A 24,214-nucleotide genomic window follows, 5' to 3' on the forward strand; every position below is an offset into this window, starting at 1 on the left:
AGCCTCCTTTCTAACTGGCGTAGAGTGTCCGCTCGAAGAGTCCCGGCTCGTAGGTGGCGATCGGGCTCCTTTCCGAGAACTCCGCCGCCTCATCCATCTCCCTTTGCGCCTCCCGGTCGATGCGGGCCAGGTCCTCATCGGTGAGGATGCCGTCCCCCAGAAGCCGGCCGCGCAACAAGGCGATGGGGTCCCTCTCCACCAGTTCCTTCACCGCTGCTCTGGGCCGGCACCCCCCCTCGCTGCACTGGTCGGGGAAGAAACGGCAGGTGTCGCGTATCGCACAGCGTTCCCCACCTTCGCTGCAGATGACGGAGAAGTCGGGAAGTCCCTCCGCATGCGCTTTGCAGCGTGCCGTCTTGACCTCCAGGAAGCTCGGCCCCTCACCTGCCCGCGCCCGGTCGACCGCGACCTTTACGGCGGCATACACCTCCAGCACGTCCTGGCCATCCACAATGGTCGCGGGAATCCCATGGCCGGTCGCAAAGGCCGAGACATCGGTATTGGAGTGGGTGACGTTCAAGGTGGTGAACTGGGCCATGTCGTTGTTCTCGCAGAAAAAGATCACCGGGAGCTTCCATTTCGCCGCCATCAACATCGCCTCGTGCAGCGTGCCGCGGCCGGTGGCTCCGTCGCCGAAGCAGACCGCCACCACCTGCCCCTCTCCCCTGAACTGGCAGGCGAGTCCGGTTCCCGCGGCAAGGGTCAGCTCTCCCCCGACCATCCCACCCATGCCAGGGATGCCGATCTCGGGAGCGCAGTAGTGAAAACCCGCAAACCCCTTGGCTCCTCCGGTGGAGCGGCCATAGTGCTCGGCGAGCATCTTGGCCGCGCTCATCCCCTTGGGAAGCAGCTTGTTGATCCCGTGTCCCCGGTGGTTGTAGTAGATGTAGTCGCTGTCGTTCAACAGCGCGCAGAGCCCCGCCCCCGGCGCCTCTTGCCCCTGGCAGCTGTGATAGAAGGAGACGAGCTTCCCAGCCATCAGGCACTCGATCATCTTCTTGTCGAGAGTTCTCACCCGCACCATGTCGACGTAGAGCTTGCGCAGCAGTTCCTCATCAAAATGCATCTCCGGCCTCCTTTCGCGGCACTGGCGCCGCACGGTTAGCTTTGCGTCTCGCGTCACGCCACCACCAGCCCGCCGTCGGCTACCAGGGCGTGACCATGGAGCAGGGAGGCGCGCCCGGACAGGAGCCAGGCGACCGCCTCGCCGATCTCCTCGGGGGTCCCCATCCGCCCGATCGGCTGCAGCTTGGCCCACTCCGCGGCCACCACGGGATCCCCTCCAATCACGGTCTCCACCATCTTGGTCTTGATCACGCCGGGACAGATAGCATTGACGTTCACGCCACGGCTGCCGAATTCGAGCGCTGCGGTTTTGGTGAGACCGATGACGGCGTGCTTGGTGGCGCAGTACACCGAGAGCCCCGGCTTACCAACCAGCCCGCCGACCGAGGCGGTATTCACGATGCTCCCGCCGCCGCAGGCCAGCATGTGCTGGATCTGCCGCTTCATCCCGTACCAGACCGCCTTCAGGTTGATGGCTATAAGCGCATCGAAGCCCGCTTCAGTGTGGTCGATAAGGCTCACCCCCTCGCCGGGAATCCCTGCATTGTTGAATGCGCAGTGAAACCGTCCGTACTTGCCTATCGTCAAATCGATCAGCTCATCGAGGTTGGCGATGTTCGAGACGTCGGCACGTACGGCGATGGCGCGCCCACCCTTAGCCTCGATGCCGTGAGCCACCTCCTCCGCTCCCAGGAGATCCAGATCGCTTACGACGACCGTCGCTCCTTCGCGGGCCATCACCTCCGCCGCAGCCTTACCGATCCCCGACCCTCCGCCCGTCACCACTGCGACACGGCCTGCCAACATAGGTTCCATTTGCATCCCCTTTATTTGATTGAATTTTTCACTTACTTCCGACCGGACTTTTTCTCTCCACCTGAAAACTTGTGGCGCGAATCCTAGATGAGCCCTTAAAGTCGAATAAATACTAGAATTTATTTGTATTATATTGGGGGCAATTTATGTTGTCAACATTTTTATCATAAAATATAATTTTGTTATATCAACTCAAAACAACTCATTCTTTTAATTATATTTTATAATTTCAATGTATTACACTATACACACTGAGCATTATCGGTAGAATATCTAAAGTAATAAATCACATGCACTAACTATGTTTCTTTTATCACTTAAAGATCTAGCTGTATTTTAATAGAATTTATTTGATTAAATACTGGATAGGTTTGGCTGTAAAAGAAGTTAAGGGAAAGGGTTACAGGTTGCCGGAAAATGACAGCTCCAAGAACCCTGGAGCATCTGGCCGGGAAACGAAAACGGCCCACCCTTAACGGGGTGAGCCGTTTTTTTTGTTTTGGCACCGCTTTGGCGCCCAATGAGTTTATTCACCTACTTCGCGCCGGCACCGTCCGGAAACATCAGAGGCGGCAAATCCATGGCCATTGCCACTTCACGGCATGGTGTAACATATTGCAGTAGTGGCGTGTGACTCCCCCCTACCTACATATCGCGGATACAAACACAAAGAGGCCTCCCTGGGGGTAACCCGGGAGGCCTCTTTGTGTTCAGTTCACACGCTATCATTACAGCCGGCTATTTCCCCGTCCCATGGCCACAGGAGCAGGTGCCCGCCGAAGCGGCCGGCTGGGTGATCGACTCATTCAGCACAAAGGCGGCCTGCAGCGCCGAGGTCGGGCAGAGAGGGAAACACTCCTTGCACTGCCAGCACTCCTTGGCGGCGATCTCCGGAATGAAGCAGATCCTCTTCTTCGCTCCCCGGTCGATGAACCCGAGAGCGTTCTTCTTCTTGACCTCGTTGCAGTACCGGACGCAGAGACCGCAATGGATGCAGAACGACTGATTCCTCTTGAACCGGTCCTTGTCCGCCCCGTACTCCTCAGCCAGCTCCACCAGCTTTTCGGAATCCGGCGCATGGGCCATCATCATCTCCACCAGCGCCTTCCTGATCCGGCCGAGCTTCTCGGTCTTGGTACGCACGACCACGTTCTTCTCTGCCGGGTAGGTACAGGCGGCAACAACGACCGTCCTGCCGTTGGCTTCCACCTCCACCGAACAGACCCGGCACCCGCCGTACGGCTCCAGCTTGTGGTGGTGGCAGAGCGTCGGAATGGCTATCCCCACGCTCTCTGCGGCCTCCAGAATGGTCGCGCCTTCCTGTGCCGTAACCTCTATGCCATCTATCTGTAAGACCAGTTCGCTCATGGCTATTTGCTCCCCCTGACGATTGTTCTAGCGTCTTCAGGCAGAGGGGACGGGACGGTCTTGCCCGGTATCCTCGTCACCGCGCCGAAGCGGGGGGGACACGCTTCCAGGCAGGCCCCGCACTTCGTGCATTTTGCCTGGTCGACCACGTGGATCAGGTTCTTCCCGCCCGCGATCGCCCCTGCCGGGCACTTCCGGCCGCAGCTCGTGCATGCCTGGCACTTCTCCGGCTCGATATAGAAGGAGAACAGCTCCTTGCAGGTGAATGCCGGGCATTTCCCCTCGATGTGCGCCTCGTATTCATCCCGGAAGTGCTTCAGCGTGCTCATTACCGGGTTGGGGGCACCCTTGCCCAGGGCGCACAGGGAGGCACCGGACACCTCGGTGAGCTGGAGCAGGAGATCGAGATCCTCCATCTTCCCCTTCCCCAGGGTGATGTCGGTCAGGATGGTCAGCATCTGCTGGATCCCTTCGCGGCAGGGGACGCATTTGCCGCACGATTCGTCGGCCAGAAAGGCCAGGAAGAACCTGGCAAAGTCGACCATGCAGGTCTCTTCGTCCAAGACGATCATCCCGCCGGACCCCATCATGGAGCCGGCCTTGGTGAGCTGGTCGAAATCAACCTCCATGTCCAGGAGCGACTCGGGCATGCAGCCGCCCGCCGGGCCGCCGGTCTGCACGGCTTTGAACCGCTTGTCGCCGGGGATGCCGCCGCCGATCTTGTAGACGATGTCCCGCAGCGTGATCCCCATGGGCACTTCCACCAGGCCGGTGTTCTTCACCTTCCCCACCAGGGAGAATATCTTGGTCCCCTTGCTCCCCGCGGTGCCGACCGAGGCAAAGGCGGCAGGCCCCTTGTTGATGATCAGCGGGATATTGGCCCAGGTCTCCACGTTGTTGATGTTGGTCGGCTTGTCCCAGAGCCCTCTCACGGCAGGGAACGGCGGCCGCGGTTTCGGTTCTCCCGCCTTCCCCTCCAGCGACCTGATCAATGCCGTTTCCTCGCCGCAGACAAAGGCGCCGGCCCCTTGCGCCACCTCGACAGTGAAATCGAAGCCGGAGCCGAGGATGTTTTTCCCCAGAAAGCCGTACTCTTCGGCCTTTTTGAGGGCCAGGGTGATGTTTTCCACGGCCAGGGGATATTCCTGGCGCACGTAGAGATAGCCTTCATGGGCGCCGATGGCGTAGGCCCCGATGATGAGCCCTTCCAGGACCGCGTGCGGACTCCCTTCCAGGAGGGCCCGGTCCATGAACGCCCCGGGGTCCCCTTCGTCGGCATTGACGACCACGTACTTTACCGGATCGGGAGCGTTGCGGGTGAATTCCCACTTGTTTCCGGAAGGAAAGCCGCCGCCGCCCCGCCCTCTCAAGCCCGACTCCTTCACCAGCCCCACCACCTGCTCCGGCTTCATCTGGCAGAGCGCTTTTTCCAGAGCAGCATAACCGCCGATGGCCAGATAGTCGCTGATGCTGGTCGGGTCGAGCTTGATGTTGTTGCCGATCAGGAGCCGCAACTGATTCTTGTAAAAGGGGATGTCCATCTCGTGGACGACCCGCTCGCCGGTCGTAGGATCGACATAGAGCAGCCGGTCGATGACCGTCTTTTCCAGCACGCTGGCGATGACCTCTTTGGCGTCGGCCGGCTGTACCTTGAGATAGCAGGTCTCGTCGGGATAGATGACGATCAGGGGGCCCCTCTCGCAGAAGCCGGGACAGCCGGTTTCCCTGACTTCGATGCGGCTTTCCAGCCCCTGCGACTGGATCTCGTTCTTCAAGGCAGTGACCAGGTTCGCCGCGCCGAGAGCGAGGCAGCCGGACCCGGTGCATACGGCGATGCAGGGGCGGTTCGGATCCCTGGACGACAAGACATCCTGCCTTAATGCTTCAAATTCGGCGGAGGAATTTATCTTTGGCATGATCTTCCCTTAGGAACTGTAAACAAATAATATGGGCATCTTGCATCTCATCTTCAGGCCATCTTTAGCCGAGCTTCAATCGCCAAATCCTCAACGTAGCCCTGCTACGTCTGCGGTTTGTCTCAATCAGTTCGGCTAAATCTGACCTAAATCTGAGCGCAATTTTGACCAGGTTATTCATTTACAGTTCCTTACTCGTAGATTTTCAACACGTCTTCCAACTGGGACGGGGCAATGTTGCCGTGGTACTCGCCGTCGACCACCATGACCGGTCCCAGGGCACAGCAGCCGATGCAGTTGACGGTTTCCAGGCTGAACTTGAGATCCACGTCCGTTTCGCCCGGCTTGATGCCGGTCAGCTCTTCAACGGTATCGAGAACACGCTGGGCGCCACGGACATGACAGGCGGTACCCATGCAGACATGAACCTCATGACGTCCCTTGGGAACCAGGCTGAACGACTTATAAAAGGTGGTGATGTGCTGAATCTGGTTCATGGGTACTGCCAGCCGCTCACTGACCCTTTCCAGCACTTCCTTGGGGAGCCAGTGGTTTTCGCTCTGGATATTGATCAATATCTGGATGAGCGAACTGGCCTTGCACCCATGCTTGTCAATAATCTGGTCAATCCTGCCGATCTCCATAGTTCCTGCCCTCTCTTCCCGGTTAGCCGCGTGCCCCATAGATCAGGCAATGGCGTACCGTTTCTGGCTTTCGTTGTACCTGATCAATCCCTGTCGCGACGAAACATTGAGGCATCTGGCCACTTCGGCCGGCTCAATCCTCAACACCTCGGAGATTTCCCTGGTGGTAAGGGGGTTCCTTGCCAGAAGCGTGGTGATCTGGCTTATTGCCAGGTTTTCGGCAATCACCTCGCGGATCAGGGTGTCCACCTCGGGGCTGCTGAAGAATTTGGTATATTCTTCTTCCGTTTTGAAACGGACCCGCAGCCGCTCCCGCTCAACCAGCTTGAGGAAGGGGAGTATCTTCTTGACCGCGGCAAATTTCAGCTTCAGGGCGTCCTTGTCGATCCCTTCGCTTGAGCCGATCGGACCCAGCTCTTTGAGCTTGCGGCCGAAGTCGTTCATCACTTCGGCGTAGCGCATCCCCTCGGCGGCGGAAACCCATTCGAGCCGCAGCCGGTCGGGGTTGATCCCCACCTCTTCGAGTACCCTCTTGGCCAGATGCATCATGCTCAGGGCATCGTAATTGCCTTCGGTAACATAATGGCATTCGCCAAGCCAGCAGCCGCCGATGAATACCCCGTCCGCTCCTCGGGAGAAAGCGCGCAGGACGAAGTCCAGGTCGACCCTGCCTGAGCACATGACGCGGATGATCTTTGTTTCAGTTGTATATTGCAGTCTGGAAACTCCAGCCAGGTCGGCAGCGCCGTACGCTCACCACGTACACAAAAAGCCGACGACCCGCGGTTTAAACTCAAGGGATGTAGACATGTTCGTCTCCTTTCTCACCGGTAATGGCCGGCTCGGTACAGATAGTGGGCTCAATCAAGTTCCGGAAGCGCCGCGTCGATCTGGGACCAGATCTCCTGGTTCGTATAGTGCTTCAGATAGATGGCCCCGGTCGGACACTTGGTGTTGCACAGACCGTCTCCCTTGCACAGGGCCGGGTTGACCGTGGCCTCTTTGCCGTACGGGGTATCCACGAACTCTATGGCGTCGTACTTACAGGCGGTAATGCAGGCCGCGCAGGCCACGCACGCGCTCCGGGTGACGTCACAGACGGCGCCCGAGGCGGTGACGGAGTCGCGGGTGAGCATGTTCACCGCTCGGCCGGCAGCGGCGTATGCCTGGCTTATCGTCTCCGTGATATGCTTCGGATAGTGGGCAAGACCGCAGAGGAAGATGCCGTCGGCGCCGAAGTCGACCGGGCGCAGCTTGACATGGGCCTCCTGGAAGAAACCATCCGTGTTCAGGGCCACCTTGAACAGCTTGGCCATCTCCTGGCTCGCGGCCGAGGGGATGACGGCGGCGGCAAGCACCAGCAGGTCGGCGTCGAGGGCCAGCTTCTGGCCGAGGACCGGGTCCGGCACGGTGACCCGGATGATCGGCTGCCCCCCTTCCGTGGCCGCCTCCACCACCGGTTGGTCGGTGGGCTCGTAGCGGATGAACTTGATGTCCTTGCTGGAGGCTTCACGGTAGTAATCTTCCTTGAATCCGTAGGTCCTCATGTCCCGATAGATGACGTAGATCTCCATCTCGGGGTTGAGCTCCTTTAGCTTCAGGGCGTTCTTGATGGACTGGCTGCAGCAGACACGGCTGCAGTAGTTTTTCCCTTCCTCACGGCAGCCGACGCACTGGATCATCACCAGGGTCCGGGCATTGAGGGTCTGCTCGTCACGCCTGCTGATCCGCTCCTCCAGTTCGAGCGACGTGAGGACCTGGTCATTTTGCCCGTAGAGGTATTCCGTGGGCTTGTATTCATCGGCACCGGTGGCGAGGATGGCGGCGCCATGGGCGATCTCCCGGTGACGCCCTTCGGAGATGACCCTGGTGACAAAGTTGCCGACATAACCGGAGACATCGGTGATGGTGGCATCCAGTAAGATGTGGATCGACGGGTGCCGGTAGACCTTGCGGATCAGGTCGTTCAAGAGCGGCTGGACTTCCAGCCCGTCCAGGGTGTAGTGGAGCCGGCGGGCCATGCCGCCCAGATCGGAACTCTTTTCGATCAAATAGGCATCAAAGCCGACGTTGGCCATGTTCAGGGCGCTGGTCATGCCGGCCATGCCACCCCCCACCACCAGCACGGTCTTGTTGACCGGCAGCTGGAACTCCTGCAGCGGCTCCAGGTGGGCCGCCCGGGCCACGGCCATCCGGACGATGCCCTTGGCCTTTTCGGTGGCACCCTCCTTGTCTTTGGAGTGGACCCAGGAACAGTGTTCACGGATGTTGGCGAATTCGAAATAGTACTGGTTCAGCCCCGCTTCCCGGCAGGTGTCCCTGAACAGCGGCTCGTGGGTCCGGGGGGTGCAGGCGGCGAGCACCACACGGTTGAGGTTGTGCTCAACGATGGCATCCGCTATCAGCTGGGCGTTCTCCGTGGAGCAGGCAAACATGTTTTGCGCGGCGTAGACAACGTTGGGCAAAGCGGCAGCATATTCGACGACGGAGGGGGTATCAACGATACGGCCGATGTTGGCGCCGCACAGACAGACGACAACGCCGATCCTGATGTCATCGTTGGCGAAGTCCTTTTCCGGCGGGTATTCACGCTCCCGGGAGAGGTCGCCGCGCCGGTAGGAGAGCAGCTCGCTACAGAGGGCATTGGCGCCACCGGCCGTCACCACCGATTCCGGGATGTCGGCCGGGCCGGTAAAGGCGCCGCTGACATAGATGCCGGGCCGGGTGGTTTCAATGGCGTTGGCTGGCTTGGTTTTGCAAAAGCCATGTTCGTTAAGCTCGATGCCGAAGGTGGTGGCCATGGTCCTGACGTCGGCCGGCGGACTCAGGCCAACGGAGAGGACCACCATGTCGAACTCCTCTTCCTTCACCCCTTGATCGACGGTCGAATACCGGATGCTCACGTTCTTGGTTTCCGGATTCTCCTCCCCGATGGAGACGTAACTTCTGATGAAGCGGACGTCGGAGAGCTTTTCTGCACGCTGGTAGAAACGCTCGAACTCCTTGCCGAAGGCCCGGATATCGTTGTGGAAGATGGTGGCTTCCATGCCGGCGTCGTGGTCCTTGGTCAGGATGACCTGCTTCTGGGTGTAGGCGCAGCAGACCGCCGAACAGTAACTGTTCCCCCCCTCGGGATTTACCTGGCGCGAGCCGACACACTGGATCCAGGCGATTCTATGGGGGTGCTTCTTGTCCGAGGGGCGGCTGATCGTCCCTTCAAAAGGACCGGTGGAACTCAAAATCCGCTCGTAGTCGAGACTGGTCACCACATTCTCAAAGATGCCGTACCCGTAGTCGCTCCTGAGTTTGGGATCGAAGGTCTCGAAACCGGGAGCGAGCACGATGGCACCCGCCTGCACCTCGATCGTCTCCGGCTCTTGATGGAGATCGATCGCCATCGGCTTGCAGACCCCCGCGCAGATGGTGCACGAACCGTCCCGCAGATAGAGGCAGGCCTCCGGGTCCACATACGGAATCAGCGGCAGGGCCTGGGAAAAATGGATATGAATGGCCTTGTTGGTGGAAATGTTCTGGTTGTACGGGTCGGGGACCTTGACCGGGCAGTATTCCACGCAGATGTTGCACCCCGTGCACTTCTCCTCCATCACATAGCGGGGCTTCTTCACCAGGGCAACCTTGAAGTTCCCGGCCTTTCCCTTGACGCTCTCGACCTCGGTATAGGTCAGGATCTCGATGTTCGGATGCCTGCTGCATTCGTTGAACTTGGGAGATTCGATGCACATGGAGCAGTCATTGGAGGGGAAGGTCTTGTCGAGCTGCGACATCTTGCCGCCGATTGCGGGCGACTTGTCGATGAGATAGACCTTGAAACCGGCATTGGCAAGATCAAGGGCAGACTGGATACCGCTGATGCCGCCACCGACCACCAGAACATCTATGAACGTTTTCTGTGCCATGTCATTGTCCACCGTGAGCATCCCTTTATAGGTGTTAAATCAGATTTTGTAGGTTGGGTTAGGCGGGTGTATGCCGTAACCCAACATGACCAAGCCGGCAGCAATCGAGACTGTTGGGTTACGCGATGAGGCCGCTAACCCAACCTACGAAATAACTGTCCTCGATCCTAAATAAGTTCCTGGAGAATTTCCGTGATGTCCTTAATTTCAAGGGCAACGCCATCATCGAGCGACAGCCTGCTGTCTTCAAAATTGGTTATGCAGTACGGACAGGACGTGGCCAGCACCTCGGCCCCGACTTTGACGGCCTGGCCGACCCTCAGATCGGAGAACCGCTCTTCCTTCGGGGTTTCCACCCAGATCCTGCCGCCGCCCCCGCCGCAGCAGAGGCTGTTTTCCCGTGAGTCGGCCATCTCGACCAGTTCCAGGCCGGAAATCGCCTTCAGGATCTCCCTCGGCTGGTCGTAGATGCCGTTGTGGCGACCCAGGTAGCAGGGATCGTGGTAGGTGACCTTCTTCGCGTACTCCTTGTCCAGCGTGAGCCTGCCGTCCCTGATCAGCTCGTTAAGGTAATCGGTGACGTACACCACTTCGAAGTTCACCATGAACTCGGGGTATTCGTTCTTGAAGGTATGGTAGCTGTGGGGAGAGGAAACGAGGATCTTCCTGGCGCCGTTGTCGATAAAGTTCTGGATGTTTTCCTTGGCGAGCTTTCTGAAAAGGTCCTCGTTGCCGGTCTTGCGGATGCTTTCGCCGCAGCAGCTCTCCTTGTCACCGAGTATGCCGAATTTCACCCCTGCCTTGTTGAGGAGTGCGACCGTGGCAGCGGCCACCTTCTTCAAGCGCGGGGCATAGCTTAAGTAGCAGCAGGAGAAATAGAGCACGTCCATCTCCCTCTTGAACGGCTTTACCGAGAGCCCTTGCGCCCAGTCGCCCCTTTTTTTCCGATCGTCATTGAAGGGGTTTCCTTCTCCCATGAGCCCCACGCTCACCGTGCGGAGCGGTTCCATGGCAGTCGGAAACACGTCGTTCTGGGTGGCGATCCTGCGCAGGGCCACCCCGGACTCTATCTGTTTCACCCCTCGCGGGCAGTTCTGGGGACACCTGCCGCAGGTGCTGCAACGCCAGATGTCTTCGCTTTCAATCTCGGTCAGACCCAGGCTGGCCTGTCGGACCAGCTTGCGCATGCTGAACGATCTGACCCGGTTCCACGGGCAGACGGAATCGCACTTGCCGCACTGGTAGCAGAACTTGAAGGCATCACCGCCTTCTTCCTTGATGACATCAATGATCTCTTTGAAAGGGGCGACAGTTTCCACGTTTCATATCCTTTTCATGCGCCGTATCGTCTCACTTATTCTGCGACATGCGGGCAATGGTATCCATGACCTTTTGGACGCCGTGCTTGTGGACCAGCGATTGCAGTCCGGTCTCCACCTCACCCAGCGCCGGTTCCTCGTCGGCCCGCTCCTCTTCCCGTTCTTCGTAGGTCAGGGCACCGGGACGGCAGACCTCGACACACATGGGCATCTTTTCGTCCTCGCACATGTCGCATTTCAGGGGGAGACCTGAATCCGGCTCCTTGAACAGGTCCCGGGACGGGCAGGATGCGGGGCAGAAGTTGCACTCGGTGTACTGTTTTCCGTGGATCTTGAAGGTCTGCCGGCCGGTGCACTCGGCCGCGGTATACTCACCGGCACGCAGCGGCACGTACACGTCATTGACCAGGTCCTGGACCACCCGGATCCGGGAACGCGACGGATTGAAGCTGCTGTATTTCGGGCTGGCGTGAAACCCGGAGCACGCTACCTCGCACGCGCGGCAACCGATGCATTTATCAAGATCGACTTTTATCTCTCTGACTATCTTCTTCTGTGACTGATCGCTCATGGCTACTATCCCCTTGGCTGTATTCTGCTCTTGTTGCGCCGGTCTCCTGCTAGTGCAATGTAACACCGCATCAATTGTAGGTTGGGTTAGCTCCAGCGTAACCCAACAAGCGCCGCTGATCTGTTGGGTTACGGCGATACAACCGCCTAACCCAACCTACAATTACAAGACACTATGGAGCGACTCCGTCGGCTGTCAGGATACCCCTCTGTATGAAGTCTTCACTGACAAACTCCAGCTTCAACCGGTCCAGCGTCTCCTTGTTGGGAATACCGTCCTTGGTCCACCCCTTGAACTCATAGTAGGCATCAAGGTGCTTTTGCTCCATCTCGGGGTCCCGTACCTTCCAGTGGTCTTCCGGCGGCTTCTCCACGTCCCGTCTCAACCCTCTCCTGATGTTGAGGGCTCTCACCAGGTTACGGTTCCGTCTGGATACCTCCAGCAGCCCGTCCGAGTCCAGCTCGATACCGGACGCCAGCGCTATGATTTCCGGGAGGGTGAACAGGTGATAAGGGGGCGACCCGCCGAACTGCCCACGGAACGACGACAGCCAGGCGCAGGTACCGATGGCATCGTCCACGTAGTGCATCGCCTCGTTCCAGTCGCAGACATTGACGGCGGCTTCAATCGGCATGTGCTGTTTCGGCTCCCACTCCAGCAGCCATTTCTTGAACCGCTCCGGAGCGGCAGACCAGTTTTCGACAAACTTTTTACGCTTCTCCGGGTTGGCGATGGGCGCCTGGGGGAAGGAACCCTCGATCTGGGTGATATTCATCTTCTCGCCGGTGCAGTACATCAAGAAGAACGGGTAGTTGACCACCCCCAGCTTGAGCGGCACCTGCTCGACCTTTTTCGTGGTGTTGTGGTCGTATTCCTCAGCCCCTTTGCCGATGATACGGGCGGCCCGATAGACGCCATTGGCCAGCACGTCGCCGATCCCTTCGCGATGAACCAGCTTGTCCAGAAGGTAGAAGAACCTCTCCGCGCCACCCGCGGGGAAATCCGGGAGATCCTCCTTTGTCAGAATCCCGGCTTCATAGAGCTCGATGGCAAAGGCAAGCACCTGCGGCGTGGAAAAACCATCCATGCCATAGGCGCTGGTCAGCCCCAGGATGTTGTAATTGAAGTCGATCTCCTCAAAGGCCGCCATGCTGTAGGTAAGCTTGTTGAAGCACTTGAGGAAATAGGTATGCCGCCCCGGATAGGAGATCGTGTAGTGACAATCCTTGGGGCAGTTGTAGCAGCCGGAATCGCGGGTACGCACCTCTTTCCAGAGCCCCACCCACTGCTCCTCACGCTCTTTGTTCCAGTAGTCTTTTCTCCGGGTGCGCGCATTGCCCCAGGCAAAATTGTCCACATGGAAGCTTTCGTTGTGGTCGTGGGCCATCGGGTCGCCGCAGTTCTTGTTGTCGTAAATCTCCTGATACTTGCCGCGACAAATCTCCCAAAGCTTTGTTGGCTGGGCTACATAGACATCCTTTGTCCCGCGTACCGCAATCGCCTTCAGCCGCTTGGCCCCCATGACCGCCCCCACCCCGTGGCGGGAGGCGCTGGAGTTGGCATGCTCGATGGTGGCCTGGAAGATCTTGTTTTCACCAGCCAGCCCGATGGCCGCCACCTGGATTTTCGGCTCTTTCAGCTCCTTTTGCAGGAGCGTTGCGGTCTCCTGGCATCCCTTCCCCTGGAGGTGGCTGGCATCGCGGATCTCCACCTTGTCGTTGTTGATGTACAGGTAGACCAGGCCGGGAGACTCGCCGCTGATGACAATCTTGTCGTAACCGGCAAACTTCAGTTCCGGCCCGAACCACCCCCCCATCAGGGAATTGACATAGAGGCCGGTCAAGGGGGAAAAGGTGCTGACAGACGTACGGTTGGCACCGGGCACCGGGGTGCCGTGCAGAAGACCGGTACTGAAGATGAGGAGATTCGCGGGGGAAAGGGGATCAGTATCGGGCGGAACCCGGTCCCACAGTATCCGTGCGGCAGTACCCTGCCCCCCCAGGTGGAGCTCGGTCAATTTCGGGTCGGTTGGCACCCTCTTCACGCTTCCGTGGGACAGATCAACCTCTAAATTAAACCCAGTCTCTGCGTACCTCATGGTTTACCTCAAATACCTCAAAATTATTGTGGATAGCTAACATCCTAGTTGTCGGTCAGTATCCCTCGTGCCGCAAAATCCCTGCTCACGTACTCCAGTCCCGCGCTGACCAACGTCTCCCGGGTGGGTATCCCCTCAGGAGTCCACCCCTTGAAGGCGTAGTATGCATCGAGGTGCTGCTGCTCCAGTTCGGGATTCCTGTTCTCCCAGAGCTCCTGCGGCACTTTGTCCTCAGAGCTGCGCAGCCCTCTCCGGACATTGATGGCACGGACAAGAAGACGGGTTCTCTTCGCGATCGCCTCCAGCCCTTCCGCGTCCAGTTCCTCCCCAGTGGCCAGGGAAATGTACGTCGGCAGGTTATGGAGGTGATAGGAGGGGTGGCCGCCGTACTGACCTCTGAACGAGGAGAGAAACGGACATATGCCGAGGGCCTCGTCGCTGAAATGCATCGCCTCGTTCCAGTCGACGATATTGACCGCCGCTTCAATGGAGAGTTGCTCACCCGGTTCCCAGTCCAGGAACCACTTTTTGAACCGCTCCGGGGCCGCATCCCACTGCGCGACAAACGCTTCCCTTTCTTTGCGGTCGGGAATCGGTATCTGGGGGAAGGAGCCCTCGATCTGGGTAATGTTCATCTTGTCGCCAACGGCATACATGAGAAAATGGGGGTAATTGGCCTCTTGCAGCCTAACTGGCAGTTGCTCGATCTTTTTCGCGCTCCGCTCGTAGGCTTCCGCCCCTTTGCCAATTGTACGGGCTGCCTGATACAGGCCGTTGGCCAGCGCATCCCCCACCCCTTCGCGCCGGGCAATCTTCTCCAGGAGATAAAGGAACCTGCCGCTGCTGTCGGCCGGGAACTCCGGCAGATCCGCATCGGTCAGAATGCCTGCCTGAAGGAGCGTGACCACGAAGTCAACAACCTGCGGTATGGCGAATTCGTCCAGCCCGTAGTTCTGCATGGCGCTCAAAACGTCATAGTTAAGCTTCAGATCCGGATAGGCCGCCATGGCGTAGGCAAGCCGGCTGTAGTTTTTCAGGAAGTAGATCCGCTCTCCCGGCAGGGAAACCACCAGATGGCAGTTCTTGGGACAGTTGAAGCACCCTGTCCCGCGCACGATCTCGCTTTTCTCCACAATCGTCTCGTGCACCTCTTCCATTTCCTGGCTGTAGTTTTCCCACTGGTAGGACATATGATCGCGCTCGACACGCACTGCCAGTTCCCTGGTGGTCTCTTCGCTCCAAAAACCGTTGGGGGGATTGCGCCAGCCGAGGTGGCTGACATGCCAGGAATCGTCAGCCTCTTTCAAAAAGACATCGCCGCAGTGCGGGTTGTCGTAGACATCTCCATACTGGCGGTTGCAGCGCTCGAAAAGTTCGGCCGGCCGGGCAACGGGTATGTCCCGTGACCCGCGCACGGCTATCGCCTTCAGCCGCTTATCCCCCATGACCACCCCCACCCCGCGGGAGGCACTGGAGTTGGCATGTTCGATGCTCGCCTGAAAGACCCGGTTTTCCCCGGCCAGGCCGATGGCTGCCACCTGGATCATGGGATCCTTCAACTCCTGCCGGATGAGCGCTGCTGTCTCCAGGGCGTTTTTCCCCTGGAGATGACCGGCGTCACGAATCTCCACCTTGTTGTTGTGTATCCACAGATAGACCAGATTGTCAGACTTGCCGCGAATGACGATTTTATCGTACCCGGCCTGCTTCAATTCCGGCCCGAAAAATCCTCCCAGTCCCGAGTTGATGTAGAGGTTGGACTGGGGGCTGATCGTGCTGATACTGGTACGGTTGGCACCGGGAACCGGCGCGCCATCAAGGAGACCGGCGCTGAATATCAGCAGATTGTTGGGTGAAAGCGGATCGACTTCCGGAGGAACCCGGTCCCACAGTATCTGCGCGGCAGTGCCCTGCCCCCCGAGATACCGGCCGGTCAGTTCCTGGCTGGTCGCCACTCTCTCGATATTGCCCTTGGTCAAATCGACTTCCAGATCAAACCCTGTCTCTGTATATCTCATCTACTTGCCCCTTCTTGGTTGGCAATTCCGTCTCCGACTGCCAGGAACAATGTCAGAACTCATCAGGCCCATACAGCAATCCGGCACCAAATTACCATTTTTCAACAAAACCGAATCAACTGGCGCCGCACACCCAACGCCAGCCCGTCATCCACCAGTTGTGCAACGCCTTTTCGGGCGCTGCCATTTCACTCAGTGAAATGATATTTTATTTTACACAAGAATATCGATCTGCAAAGAAATTGTCAACACTATTTTATTCTCCGACCCCGTGGCGTACGATCTTGCAGCGCGAGCCTCCGCGACGAGAAGATGCAGCGATTCGCAGCAATGGGCAAAACAGTATTTCCGCATCTTGAACAATACAGTTAGCGGCAGTTGCACGAGCTCCGAACGATGGCTTCTCGCAACTGCCGAATTACGGATAGAGTGCTGAAGGGAGTAGTGTATGAAGAAGGCGGGACTATAAAGATCGTCTGCAGAGGGGAGACAAAAAGAGAGGTGCATCCAGGAACGAACTGCTGCTACAGGGGAATAGCAGGCGCTATCCCATGTAGCCGAGGTCGGAGGAGATTGCCCTGGCACAGCCGGTAACACTGGCTATAGTCTCGGCGGCCCGCTCCTCGCTTTGCAGGCCCACGGGCAACGCCGCACCAACAGCGGCGACCACCTCACCGGCCGCATTCCATACCGGCGCTGCGACTCCCCACACACCGTCAATCGCCTCTTCAAACTCCAGTACATACCCGAGCCGACGTACCTCAGCCAAGCGCTGACGGAACAGATCGGGATCGGTTATCGTTTTCAGCGTATGCGCCGTTAGCGGAAACTCCTGCAACAGACGCTCCTGCTCGGAGGGTTCGAGAAAGGCCATGAGGGTCATGCCCAGCATGCCGAAGTTGGGAGGGTCACGCCGCCAGCCGATGTCGTCAGCCAGTCTCACCGGTCCCCGCCCCTCGGTCTTGTCGAGATAAACGAGATGATCTTCCAGGAGCGCACCCAGGAGCACCGTGGCCTGGGCACTGTTGCGCAGCTCGATCAGGTGGGGGCGGGCGAGCGCCCCGAGATTGAGCGAACCGAGCACCGACGAGGCCAGTGTGAGAAAGACCGACCCGAGCCGGTAGCGTCCGTCGTTTTTGTCCAGAAGAAGATATTTCTGCCTTTGCAGGGTGGCAAGGATTCGAAAAACGGTGGGTTTGGAAAGCCCGGTCAGCTTGGTAAGCTCGTCCAGAGAGAGCTTCCGGCGCTCGCGGGCAAAGGCATCGAGCACCGAGAGCGCCCGCTCGATTGCCCTGATGTTATACTTGTCGTCGTGTTGGTTCCCATTTGCGGTCATACGTGAAAACGCCCCCTAACCGATTGCACTATATCCCCACGCGCCCCATCTCAGCAAGCCCGTGATAAAAACATCGGAAACAAAACTGGTCAGGCCTTGAAAGAGAAGCATCCATGCGGCTCCTTTCAAGGCCTGACCACGCCGTTACCGGCCAATCAAAACTATACCACGGCCCAGGCTGACCGGCCGGCTACTCCCCGTGCCCGGACTTGCCGGAACAGGAACACGAACAGGAGCAGGAACTCGACTCTGCATCCGGCTGAGGTATCAGCGACTCTGCCAATACGTATGCCGCCTGGAGGGCCGATGTCGGGCAGAGGGGGAAGCACTCCTTGCAGTCCCAGCACTCCTTGCTGGCGATCTCGGGAATGAAGCTTATCTCCCGGTTCGATCCCCGGTCGACGAAGCCGACGGCATGCTTTTTCTTGATCTCGGCGCAGTACCTCACGCACAGGCCGCAGTGGATGCAGAACGAGGGCTCTTTTTCAAACCGGTCCCTGTCCGCCCCGTACTCCTTTGCCAACGCCTGCAACTCCTCGGCGTCAGGAGCGTGGGCCAGCATCTCCTCCAACAGCACCTTGCGGATCTTGTCCACCTTCTCGGATCTGGTTCGTACCACCAGATCCTTTTCCACCGGATAAATGCAGCCGGCAACGAGCTTCGGCCACCCACGGACTTCCACTTCCACCGTGCATATCCGGCAGCCACCGTACGGCTCCAGCTTCTCATGGTGACACAGTGTGGGAATGGCTATCCCCACTGTCTTCGCCGCATCCAGAATGGTCATCCCTTCGCTGGCGACCACCTCTTTTCCATCAATCTGCAAGTGGATTTCACTCATGTCATTTCTCTCTTAAGCCATGGCTCGTTTATCTTCAGGGAGGGGGGCCGGAACCGGCTCGCCGGAAATCTTCCGTACCGCACCGAAGCGTGGCGGACAGACGTCGAAGCAGGTCCCGCACTTGGTACATTTTTCCTGGTCGATAACATGAATCCGCTTCTTGCCGCCGTCAATCGCTTCGGCGGGGCACTGCCTGAAACAGGTGCCGCAGGCCTTGCACTTGTCCGGATCGATATGGAACGCGACCAGCTCCTTGCAGGAGAGTGCCGGGCACTTCTTCTGCTTGATGTGCGCCTCATACTCTTCCCGGAAATAACGGATCGTGCTCAGGACCGGGTTGGGGGCGCTTTTGCCCAGGGCGCACAGGGCGGCACCCGTGGACTCAGCCAGCTCCTCCAGAAGCTCGACATCACCCTCTTTACCCTTGCCAATGGTGATATTGGTGAGTACCTTGAGCATCTGTCGGATACCCTCGCGGCAGGGAGTGCATTTGCCGCAGGATTCGTCCTTGAGGAAGTCGAGGAAGTACCGGGCAATGTCGACCATGCAGGTATCCTCGTCCATGACGATCATGCCGCCGGACCCCATCATCGAGCCGGCCTTGGTCAGTTCATCGAAATCCACCGGCAGATCCAGCTGCGCCTCGGGGATGCATCCCCCTGAAGGGCCACCGGTCTGCACCGCCTTGAACTGCTTGCCACCGGGGATGCCGCCGCCCACTTTCTCGATAATGTCCCGCAGGGTTACGCCCATCGGCACTTCGACCAGACCGGTATTGGTGATCTTGCCCACCAGGGAGAAGATCTTGGTCCCGGTGCTCCCCTTGGTGCCGAACTGGGTGAACCAGTCAGCCCCTTTGCTGATGATCTGCGTTACGTTGGCCCAGGTCTCCACGTTGTTCAGGACGCTCGGATGGTCCCAAACCCCCTTGACGGCGGTATGGATGTACTTGGGCCGCGGCTCGCCGGCCCGCCCTTCCAGGGCCGTCATCAGGGCGCTGGATTCGCCGCAGACAAAGGCGCCGGCGCCCATGTGGACCTTGACGGTGAAATCAAACCCGGACCCGAGGATGTTCTTGCCGAGGAGTCCGCGCTCCTGGGCCTGCCGGATGGCGAGATTGATGTTGATGACAGCCAGGGGGTATTCCTGGCGGACGTAGATGAACCCCTCGTGGGCACCGACGGCGTAAGCCCCGATAATCAACCCTTCGAGAATCGAGTGGGGGTTCCCCTCGATCAGTGCCCGGTCCATGAACGCCCCGGGGTCACCTTCGTCGGCATTGACGATCACATACTTGATCGGGTCAGGGGCGTTGCGGGACTCCTCCCACTTGCGCCAGGCAGGGAAACCGCCCCCCCCTCTGCCCCGCAGATTCGACTTCTTCACCTCCCCCATCACCTCTTCGGGGGACATCTGGAAGAGAGCCTTGGAGAGCGCGGAGTAGCCGCCGATGGCCAGGTAGTCGTCGATGCTCTTGGAATCGATCCTGAGATTCTCGCTGAGAATGTTTCGCTGCTGGTTCTTGTAGAACGGAATGTCCGACTCCCGGGTCGCCTTTTCGCCCGTGGCCGGGTCGACATAGAGCAGGCGGTCCACCAGTTTCTTCTCTTTGATGGTATGGGAGACGATCTCGGCAACGTCTTCGGGTTTTACGCGGAGATAGCAGATCTCCTCGGGGTAGATCATCACGATCGGCCCCCGCTCGCAAAAGCCGGGACAGCCGGTTCCCTTGGTATTCACTTCCGTGGTCAGGCCGTGGAATTCAAGCTCCGTCTTGAAGGCGGCAATGACCTCGGCCGCCCCGGAGGCGAGACAGCCGGCACCGGCACAGACGGAGATACAGGGCTTGGTCGGATCGATCCGGGAGACGATGTCCTTCCTGGCGCATTCCAATTTTTCGGGTGAGCTCAACATTGTCATAATTTGGCCCTTACTCACAGTTATTCAGTACGGATGCGATCTGAGACGGGGCGATGTTGCCGTGATGCTTGCCGTCCACTTCCATCACCGGTCCCAGGGCGCAGCAGCCGAGGCAGTTGACGGTCTCCACGCTGAACTTCAACTCCGCATCGGTCTCGCCGGGACCGATGCCGGTAATGTCCTGAACCGTATCGAGGACACGCTGGGCGCCACGGACGTGGCAGGCGGTGCCCACACAGACGTGCACCTCATGGCGCCCCTTGGGAACCAGGCTGAAGGCCTTGTAAAAGGAGGCAATTTGCTGGATGCGGCTCATGGGCACCTGCAGCCTTTCGCCGACCCTGGCCAGCGCCTCCTTGGGAAGCCAATGATATTCGCTCTGGATATCCAGCAGGATCTGAATGAGCGAACTTTCCTCGCCGTTATGATTTTCGATGATCTCATCTATTTTCGCGATATCCATGGTTGCCGTCCTTTTCTTCGTCCTTCGCTTAGGCCAGTGCGTAACGCTTCTGCCCCTCGTCGAACCTGATCAAGCCGTGCAGCGTCGAACTTTTCAGATGTCTCGCCACGACCGAGGCCTTCAGGCCGAGAGACTGTGAAATCTCCCCGGTGGTAAGGGGTTTGTCCCGCAGGAGTAGTGTGATCTCGCTGATCGCCAGCTTGTCCATCACCAATTCGTCGAAAAGCCGGGCAACATCTTCGCTGGCGAAGTAGGTTTTGTACTCTTCCTCGCTTTTCATACGAGGCCGTAGTCTCTCACGTTCCACCAGCTTGATGTAGGGTACGATCTTCGAAACTGCTTCCAGCTTGAGATTCAAGGTGGTCTCGTCCATCCCCTCGCCTCTGCCGAGCGGCCCCATCGCCTTCAGTTTCTTGCCGAAGTCGTTCATCACTTCAGCGTAGCGCATCCCCTCGGAGGCGGAAATCCATTCGAGACGCAACCGTTCGGGGTTTACCCCGATCCGCTCCAGTATCATCTTGGCTATATACACATTCTTCAGTACATCGAAATTGCCTTCGGTGACGTAGTGGCATTCGCCGGGCCAGCACCCCCCGATGAACACCCCGTCCGCGCCGTTCGAGAACGCCCTGAGCACGAATGCCAAGTCGACTCTGCCGGTGCACATTACGCGAATAATCTTGGTTTCAGTTGTATATTGCTGTCTGGAAACTCCAGCCAGGTCGGCAGCGCCGTACGCTCACCACGTGCAGAGAAAGCCGACGACGCTCGGTTTATGATCTAATCCTGTACTCATGCTTATCTCCTTTCCAAGCCGGGAATACCTGGCTTTGTTCCTTAGTGGGCCTTTTTACGGGCTGGAATCGCCTCGTCGATCTGGGCGAAGATTTCGTCATCCGTGTAGTGCTTCAGGTAGATGGCGCCGGTGGGACACTTCGTGTTACAGAGACCGTCACCTTTGCAGAGGATCGATTTGACCCGGGCCTTTTTGCCGTTCGGCGTATCGGCAAACTCGATGGCGCCATAATTACAGCAGGTAATACATGCCCCGCAGGATATACAGGCGCTCTCATTCACATCGCAGACTGCCCCGGAGGCCGTGACCGTCTCCCGTGAGAGGATGCCGACGGCGCGGCCGGCTGCGCCATAGGCCTGGCTGATCGTTTCCGTGATATGTTTCGGATAGTGGGCCGTCCCGCAGAGGAACACCCCGTCCGCGGCAAAGTCGACCGGCCTGAGCTTCACGTGGGCTTCCTGGAAGAAGCCGTCCGGGTTCATGGAGACCTTGAAGAAGCGGCCTACCTCCTGGGTGGAGTCGGACGGGATGACCGCGGCAGCCAGGACGATCAGGTCTGCCTCCAGTTCCATGACCTGTCCCAGGACCGGATCGGGCACGGTCACCGTGAAGCCGCTGCCGGCTGCCGCCACTACCGGCTTGCCATCCGGCTCGTAACGAATGAACTTCACATTCTGGTTGGACGCCTCGCGATAGTAGTTCTCCTTGAAGCCGTAGGTTCTCATATCCCGGAAGATGACATGGATGTCGATTTCCGGGTTGATCTCCTTGAGCTTCAGGGCGTTCTTTATCGCCTGGCTGCAACAGACGCGGCTGCAGTAGTTCCGGTCCGCCTGTCGGCAGCCCACGCACTGTATCATCACCACGCTCCGGGCGCCGAGCACTTTTTCACTCTGCCGGGTGATCTCCCCTTCCAGCTCCAACTGGGTCAACACCCGCTCGTTCTCGCCGTAGAGGTATTCGGTGGGCTTGTACTCCTGGGCACCGGTGGCGATGATGGCTGTTCCGTGCTTGATCTCCCTGGCACCCAACTGGGTTTTCACCCTGGTCGTGAAATTCCCCACGTAGCCCGAGACCTCCATGATGGTGGCATCGGTCGACACGTGCACCCGGGGATGCTGGTACACCTTGCGGATGAGACCGCTCAGATGTCCCTGCACGTCCATCCCTTCCAGGGTATAGCTGATCCTCCTGGCCATGCCGCCAAGGTCCGTTTCCTTCTCGATGAGGTACACCTCGAAACCCTGTTCGGCCATGTTCAGGGCAGCGGTCATTCCGGCCAGGCCACCACCGACCACCAGTCCCGTGTGATCGACCGGCAGCTGGAATTCCTGCAACGGCTCCAGATGGGCGGCCCTGGCCACGGACATCCTGACGATATCCTTGGCCTTTTCGGTGGCGCTTTCCTTTTCCCGCGAGTGGACCCAGGAGCAGTGCTCGCGGATGTTGGCGAACTCGAAGAAGTACTGGTTGAGGCCCGCCTCACGGCAGGTGTCCCGGAACAGCGGCTCATGGGTCCGCGGGGTACAGGCTGCCAACACAACGCGGTTCAACCCCTTTTCCACGATGGCATCGGATATCTGCTTGGCGTTTTCGGTGGAACAGGCAAACAGGTTTTCGCCGGCCCAGGAAACATTGGGCAGTGTGGAGGCGTATTCAATAACGGCAGGGATGTCGACGACCCGGCCGATGTTGGCGCCGCAGTAGCAGACGACAACCCCGATCTTGAGCTCCTCCTGGGAGACGTCCCGCTCCGCCGGATAGACCCTTTCCCTCTCCAGCCTGCCCCGCCGGGAGGCGAGCAGCTGGCCGCAGAGGGCGTCTGCACCGCTGGCCGTCACGACAGATTCCGGAATGTCCAGCGGCCCCTGGAAGGCCCCGCTCACGAAGATCCCCTTGCGGTTGGTCTCGATCGGATTGTACGGGTTGGTCTTGCAGAAACCCTGGGGGTTGAGCTCTATGCCGAATTTCTCGGCCAGCGCTTCCACATCTTTCGGCGGGTTCAGGCCGACCGACAGCACGACGAGATCGAATTCTTCTTCTTTGACCCCGTCTTCAAAGGTCGAGTACCTGATGGTGACGTTCTTGCTGCTCTCGATCTCTCTCCCCACCGTGACATAGCTGCGGATGAAACGGACATCGGAGAGCTTTTCCGCCCGCTGATAGAACCGCTCGAAATCCTTGCCGTGTGCCCGGATATCGTTATGGAATACCGTGGCATGGAGATCGGCACTATGGTCCTTGGCCAGAATCACCTGCTTCTGGGTGTAGGCGCAGCAGACCGCCGAACAGTAGCTGTTGCCTCCGGGGGTTACCTGCCGTGAGCCGACGCACTGAATCCAGGCAATCTTGTGGGGGTGCTTCTTGTCGGAGGGACGCAGGATCTCCCCCTCGTACGGACCGGTGGCGCAGAGTATCCGCTCAAAATCCAGGCTGGTCACGACGTTCGGCATCCTGCCGTAGCCGAAATCGTTCCTGAGCTTCGGATTGAACGTCTCGTAGCCCGGAGAAAGCAGAATCGCCCCGACTTCCACCTCCATCCGCTCCGGCTTCTGGTGGAGATCAATCGCCTTGGTCTTGCAGGCACCGACGCAGATCTGACACTTGCCTTCCTTGAGGTAGAGGCAGGTTTCCGGGTCCACGTACGTCACAAGGGGAACTGCCTGGGAGAAGTAGATATGGACCGCTTTGTTCTCTGACAGGTTCTGGTTGAACGGATCGGGGATCTTAACCGGGCAGTAGTCGACACAGATGTTGCACCCGGTGCACTTCTCCTCGGATATGTATCGGGGCTTTTTGAGCAGCGTCACCTTGAAGTCGCCGGCCTCACCCTCGACACGCTCAACTTCGGTATAGGTGATGATCTCGATGTTGGGGTTCCGGGCGCATTCGATGAACTTGGGGGACTCGATGCACATGGAACAGTCGTTGGTGGGGAAGGTCTTGTCCAACTGGGACATCTTGCCGCCGAGCGCCGGCGACTTGTCGACCAGATAAACCCGGAATCCCGAATTGGCGAGGTCGAGTGAGGCCTGAATGCCGCTGATCCCGCCACCGACAATAAGTACGTCACCAATATTTCTCTCTGCGGTAGTCATAGAAGTCTATCCTTCGGCTGAATTGCTG

At 58.7% G+C, this 24,214-nt stretch carries 17 protein-coding genes; all 17 read right to left on the bottom strand.

The window, feature by feature from the left end:
• Window positions 1-10: 10 nt before the first annotated feature.
• Entirely contained in the window at window positions 11-1,066 is a 1,056-nt protein-coding gene (locus JN12_RS15190; protein WP_145024253.1) for a thiamine pyrophosphate-dependent dehydrogenase E1 component subunit alpha, read from the bottom strand.
• Between the two features lie 53 nt (window positions 1,067-1,119).
• Entirely contained in the window at window positions 1,120-1,881 is a 762-nt protein-coding gene (locus tag JN12_RS15195; RefSeq protein ID WP_145024255.1) for a glucose 1-dehydrogenase, read from the bottom strand.
• A 738-nt stretch (window positions 1,882-2,619) separates the two neighbouring features.
• Window positions 2,620-3,249 (bottom strand): 2Fe-2S iron-sulfur cluster-binding protein, encoded by a 630-nt coding sequence (locus JN12_RS15200; protein WP_145024257.1) that lies wholly within the window; start codon window positions 3,247-3,249, stop codon window positions 2,620-2,622.
• 2 nt (window positions 3,250-3,251) lie between these two features.
• The gene (locus JN12_RS15205; RefSeq protein ID WP_145024259.1) at window positions 3,252-5,165 is read right to left on the bottom strand and encodes an NADH-quinone oxidoreductase subunit NuoF; all 1,914 of its coding nucleotides are present in this window, start codon (window positions 5,163-5,165) and stop codon (window positions 3,252-3,254) included.
• Window positions 5,166-5,356: 191 nt separating this feature from the next.
• Entirely contained in the window at window positions 5,357-5,809 is a 453-nt protein-coding gene (locus tag JN12_RS15210) for a complex I 24 kDa subunit family protein (RefSeq protein WP_145024261.1), read from the bottom strand.
• A 42-nt stretch (window positions 5,810-5,851) separates the two neighbouring features.
• Window positions 5,852-6,619, bottom strand: coding sequence for a hydrogenase iron-sulfur subunit (locus tag JN12_RS15215; protein WP_145024263.1), 768 nt, complete (start codon window positions 6,617-6,619; stop codon window positions 5,852-5,854).
• 50 nt (window positions 6,620-6,669) lie between these two features.
• The gene (locus JN12_RS15220; RefSeq protein ID WP_145024265.1) at window positions 6,670-9,726 is read right to left on the bottom strand and encodes an FAD-dependent oxidoreductase; all 3,057 of its coding nucleotides are present in this window, start codon (window positions 9,724-9,726) and stop codon (window positions 6,670-6,672) included.
• A 167-nt stretch (window positions 9,727-9,893) separates the two neighbouring features.
• Window positions 9,894-11,045: a (Fe-S)-binding protein gene (locus tag JN12_RS15225; RefSeq protein WP_145024267.1), complete on the bottom strand. Its 1,152-nt coding sequence runs from the start codon at window positions 11,043-11,045 to the stop codon at window positions 9,894-9,896.
• Between the two features lie 31 nt (window positions 11,046-11,076).
• The gene (locus JN12_RS15230; protein WP_145024269.1) at window positions 11,077-11,616 is read right to left on the bottom strand and encodes a 4Fe-4S binding protein; all 540 of its coding nucleotides are present in this window, start codon (window positions 11,614-11,616) and stop codon (window positions 11,077-11,079) included.
• 172 nt (window positions 11,617-11,788) lie between these two features.
• A complete protein-coding gene (locus tag JN12_RS15235; RefSeq protein WP_145024271.1) occupies window positions 11,789-13,714 on the bottom strand; it encodes an aldehyde ferredoxin oxidoreductase N-terminal domain-containing protein in 1,926 nt (641 codons plus the stop codon).
• A gap of 44 nt (window positions 13,715-13,758) precedes the next feature.
• Window positions 13,759-15,732 carry an aldehyde ferredoxin oxidoreductase N-terminal domain-containing protein gene (locus JN12_RS15240; RefSeq protein WP_145024273.1) on the bottom strand — a complete coding sequence of 658 codons (1,974 nt, stop codon included), beginning with the start codon at window positions 15,730-15,732 and terminating at the stop codon, window positions 13,759-13,761.
• A gap of 544 nt (window positions 15,733-16,276) precedes the next feature.
• Window positions 16,277-17,068 carry an IclR family transcriptional regulator gene (locus tag JN12_RS15245; RefSeq protein WP_145024275.1) on the bottom strand — a complete coding sequence of 264 codons (792 nt, stop codon included), beginning with the start codon at window positions 17,066-17,068 and terminating at the stop codon, window positions 16,277-16,279.
• A gap of 190 nt (window positions 17,069-17,258) precedes the next feature.
• Window positions 17,259-17,909, bottom strand: a complete 651-nt coding sequence (locus JN12_RS15250) for a 2Fe-2S iron-sulfur cluster-binding protein (RefSeq protein ID WP_145024277.1) — start codon at window positions 17,907-17,909, stop codon at window positions 17,259-17,261.
• A 12-nt stretch (window positions 17,910-17,921) separates the two neighbouring features.
• Window positions 17,922-19,829, bottom strand: a complete 1,908-nt coding sequence (locus tag JN12_RS15255; protein ID WP_145024279.1) for an NADH-quinone oxidoreductase subunit NuoF — start codon at window positions 19,827-19,829, stop codon at window positions 17,922-17,924.
• A gap of 10 nt (window positions 19,830-19,839) precedes the next feature.
• The gene (locus JN12_RS15260) at window positions 19,840-20,292 is read right to left on the bottom strand and encodes a complex I 24 kDa subunit family protein (RefSeq protein WP_145024281.1); all 453 of its coding nucleotides are present in this window, start codon (window positions 20,290-20,292) and stop codon (window positions 19,840-19,842) included.
• Between the two features lie 28 nt (window positions 20,293-20,320).
• On the bottom strand, window positions 20,321-21,088 hold the full coding sequence (locus JN12_RS15265; protein WP_145024283.1) for a hydrogenase iron-sulfur subunit: 768 nt from the start codon (window positions 21,086-21,088) through the stop codon (window positions 20,321-20,323).
• A 41-nt stretch (window positions 21,089-21,129) separates the two neighbouring features.
• Window positions 21,130-24,186, bottom strand: coding sequence for an FAD-dependent oxidoreductase (locus tag JN12_RS15270; protein WP_145024285.1), 3,057 nt, complete (start codon window positions 24,184-24,186; stop codon window positions 21,130-21,132).
• Between the last annotated feature and the right edge of the window lie 28 nt (window positions 24,187-24,214).

It is taken from the genome of Geobacter argillaceus (assembly GCF_007830735.1).
GTDB classification, from domain to species: domain Bacteria; phylum Desulfobacterota; class Desulfuromonadia; order Geobacterales; family DSM-12255; genus Geomobilibacter; species Geomobilibacter argillaceus.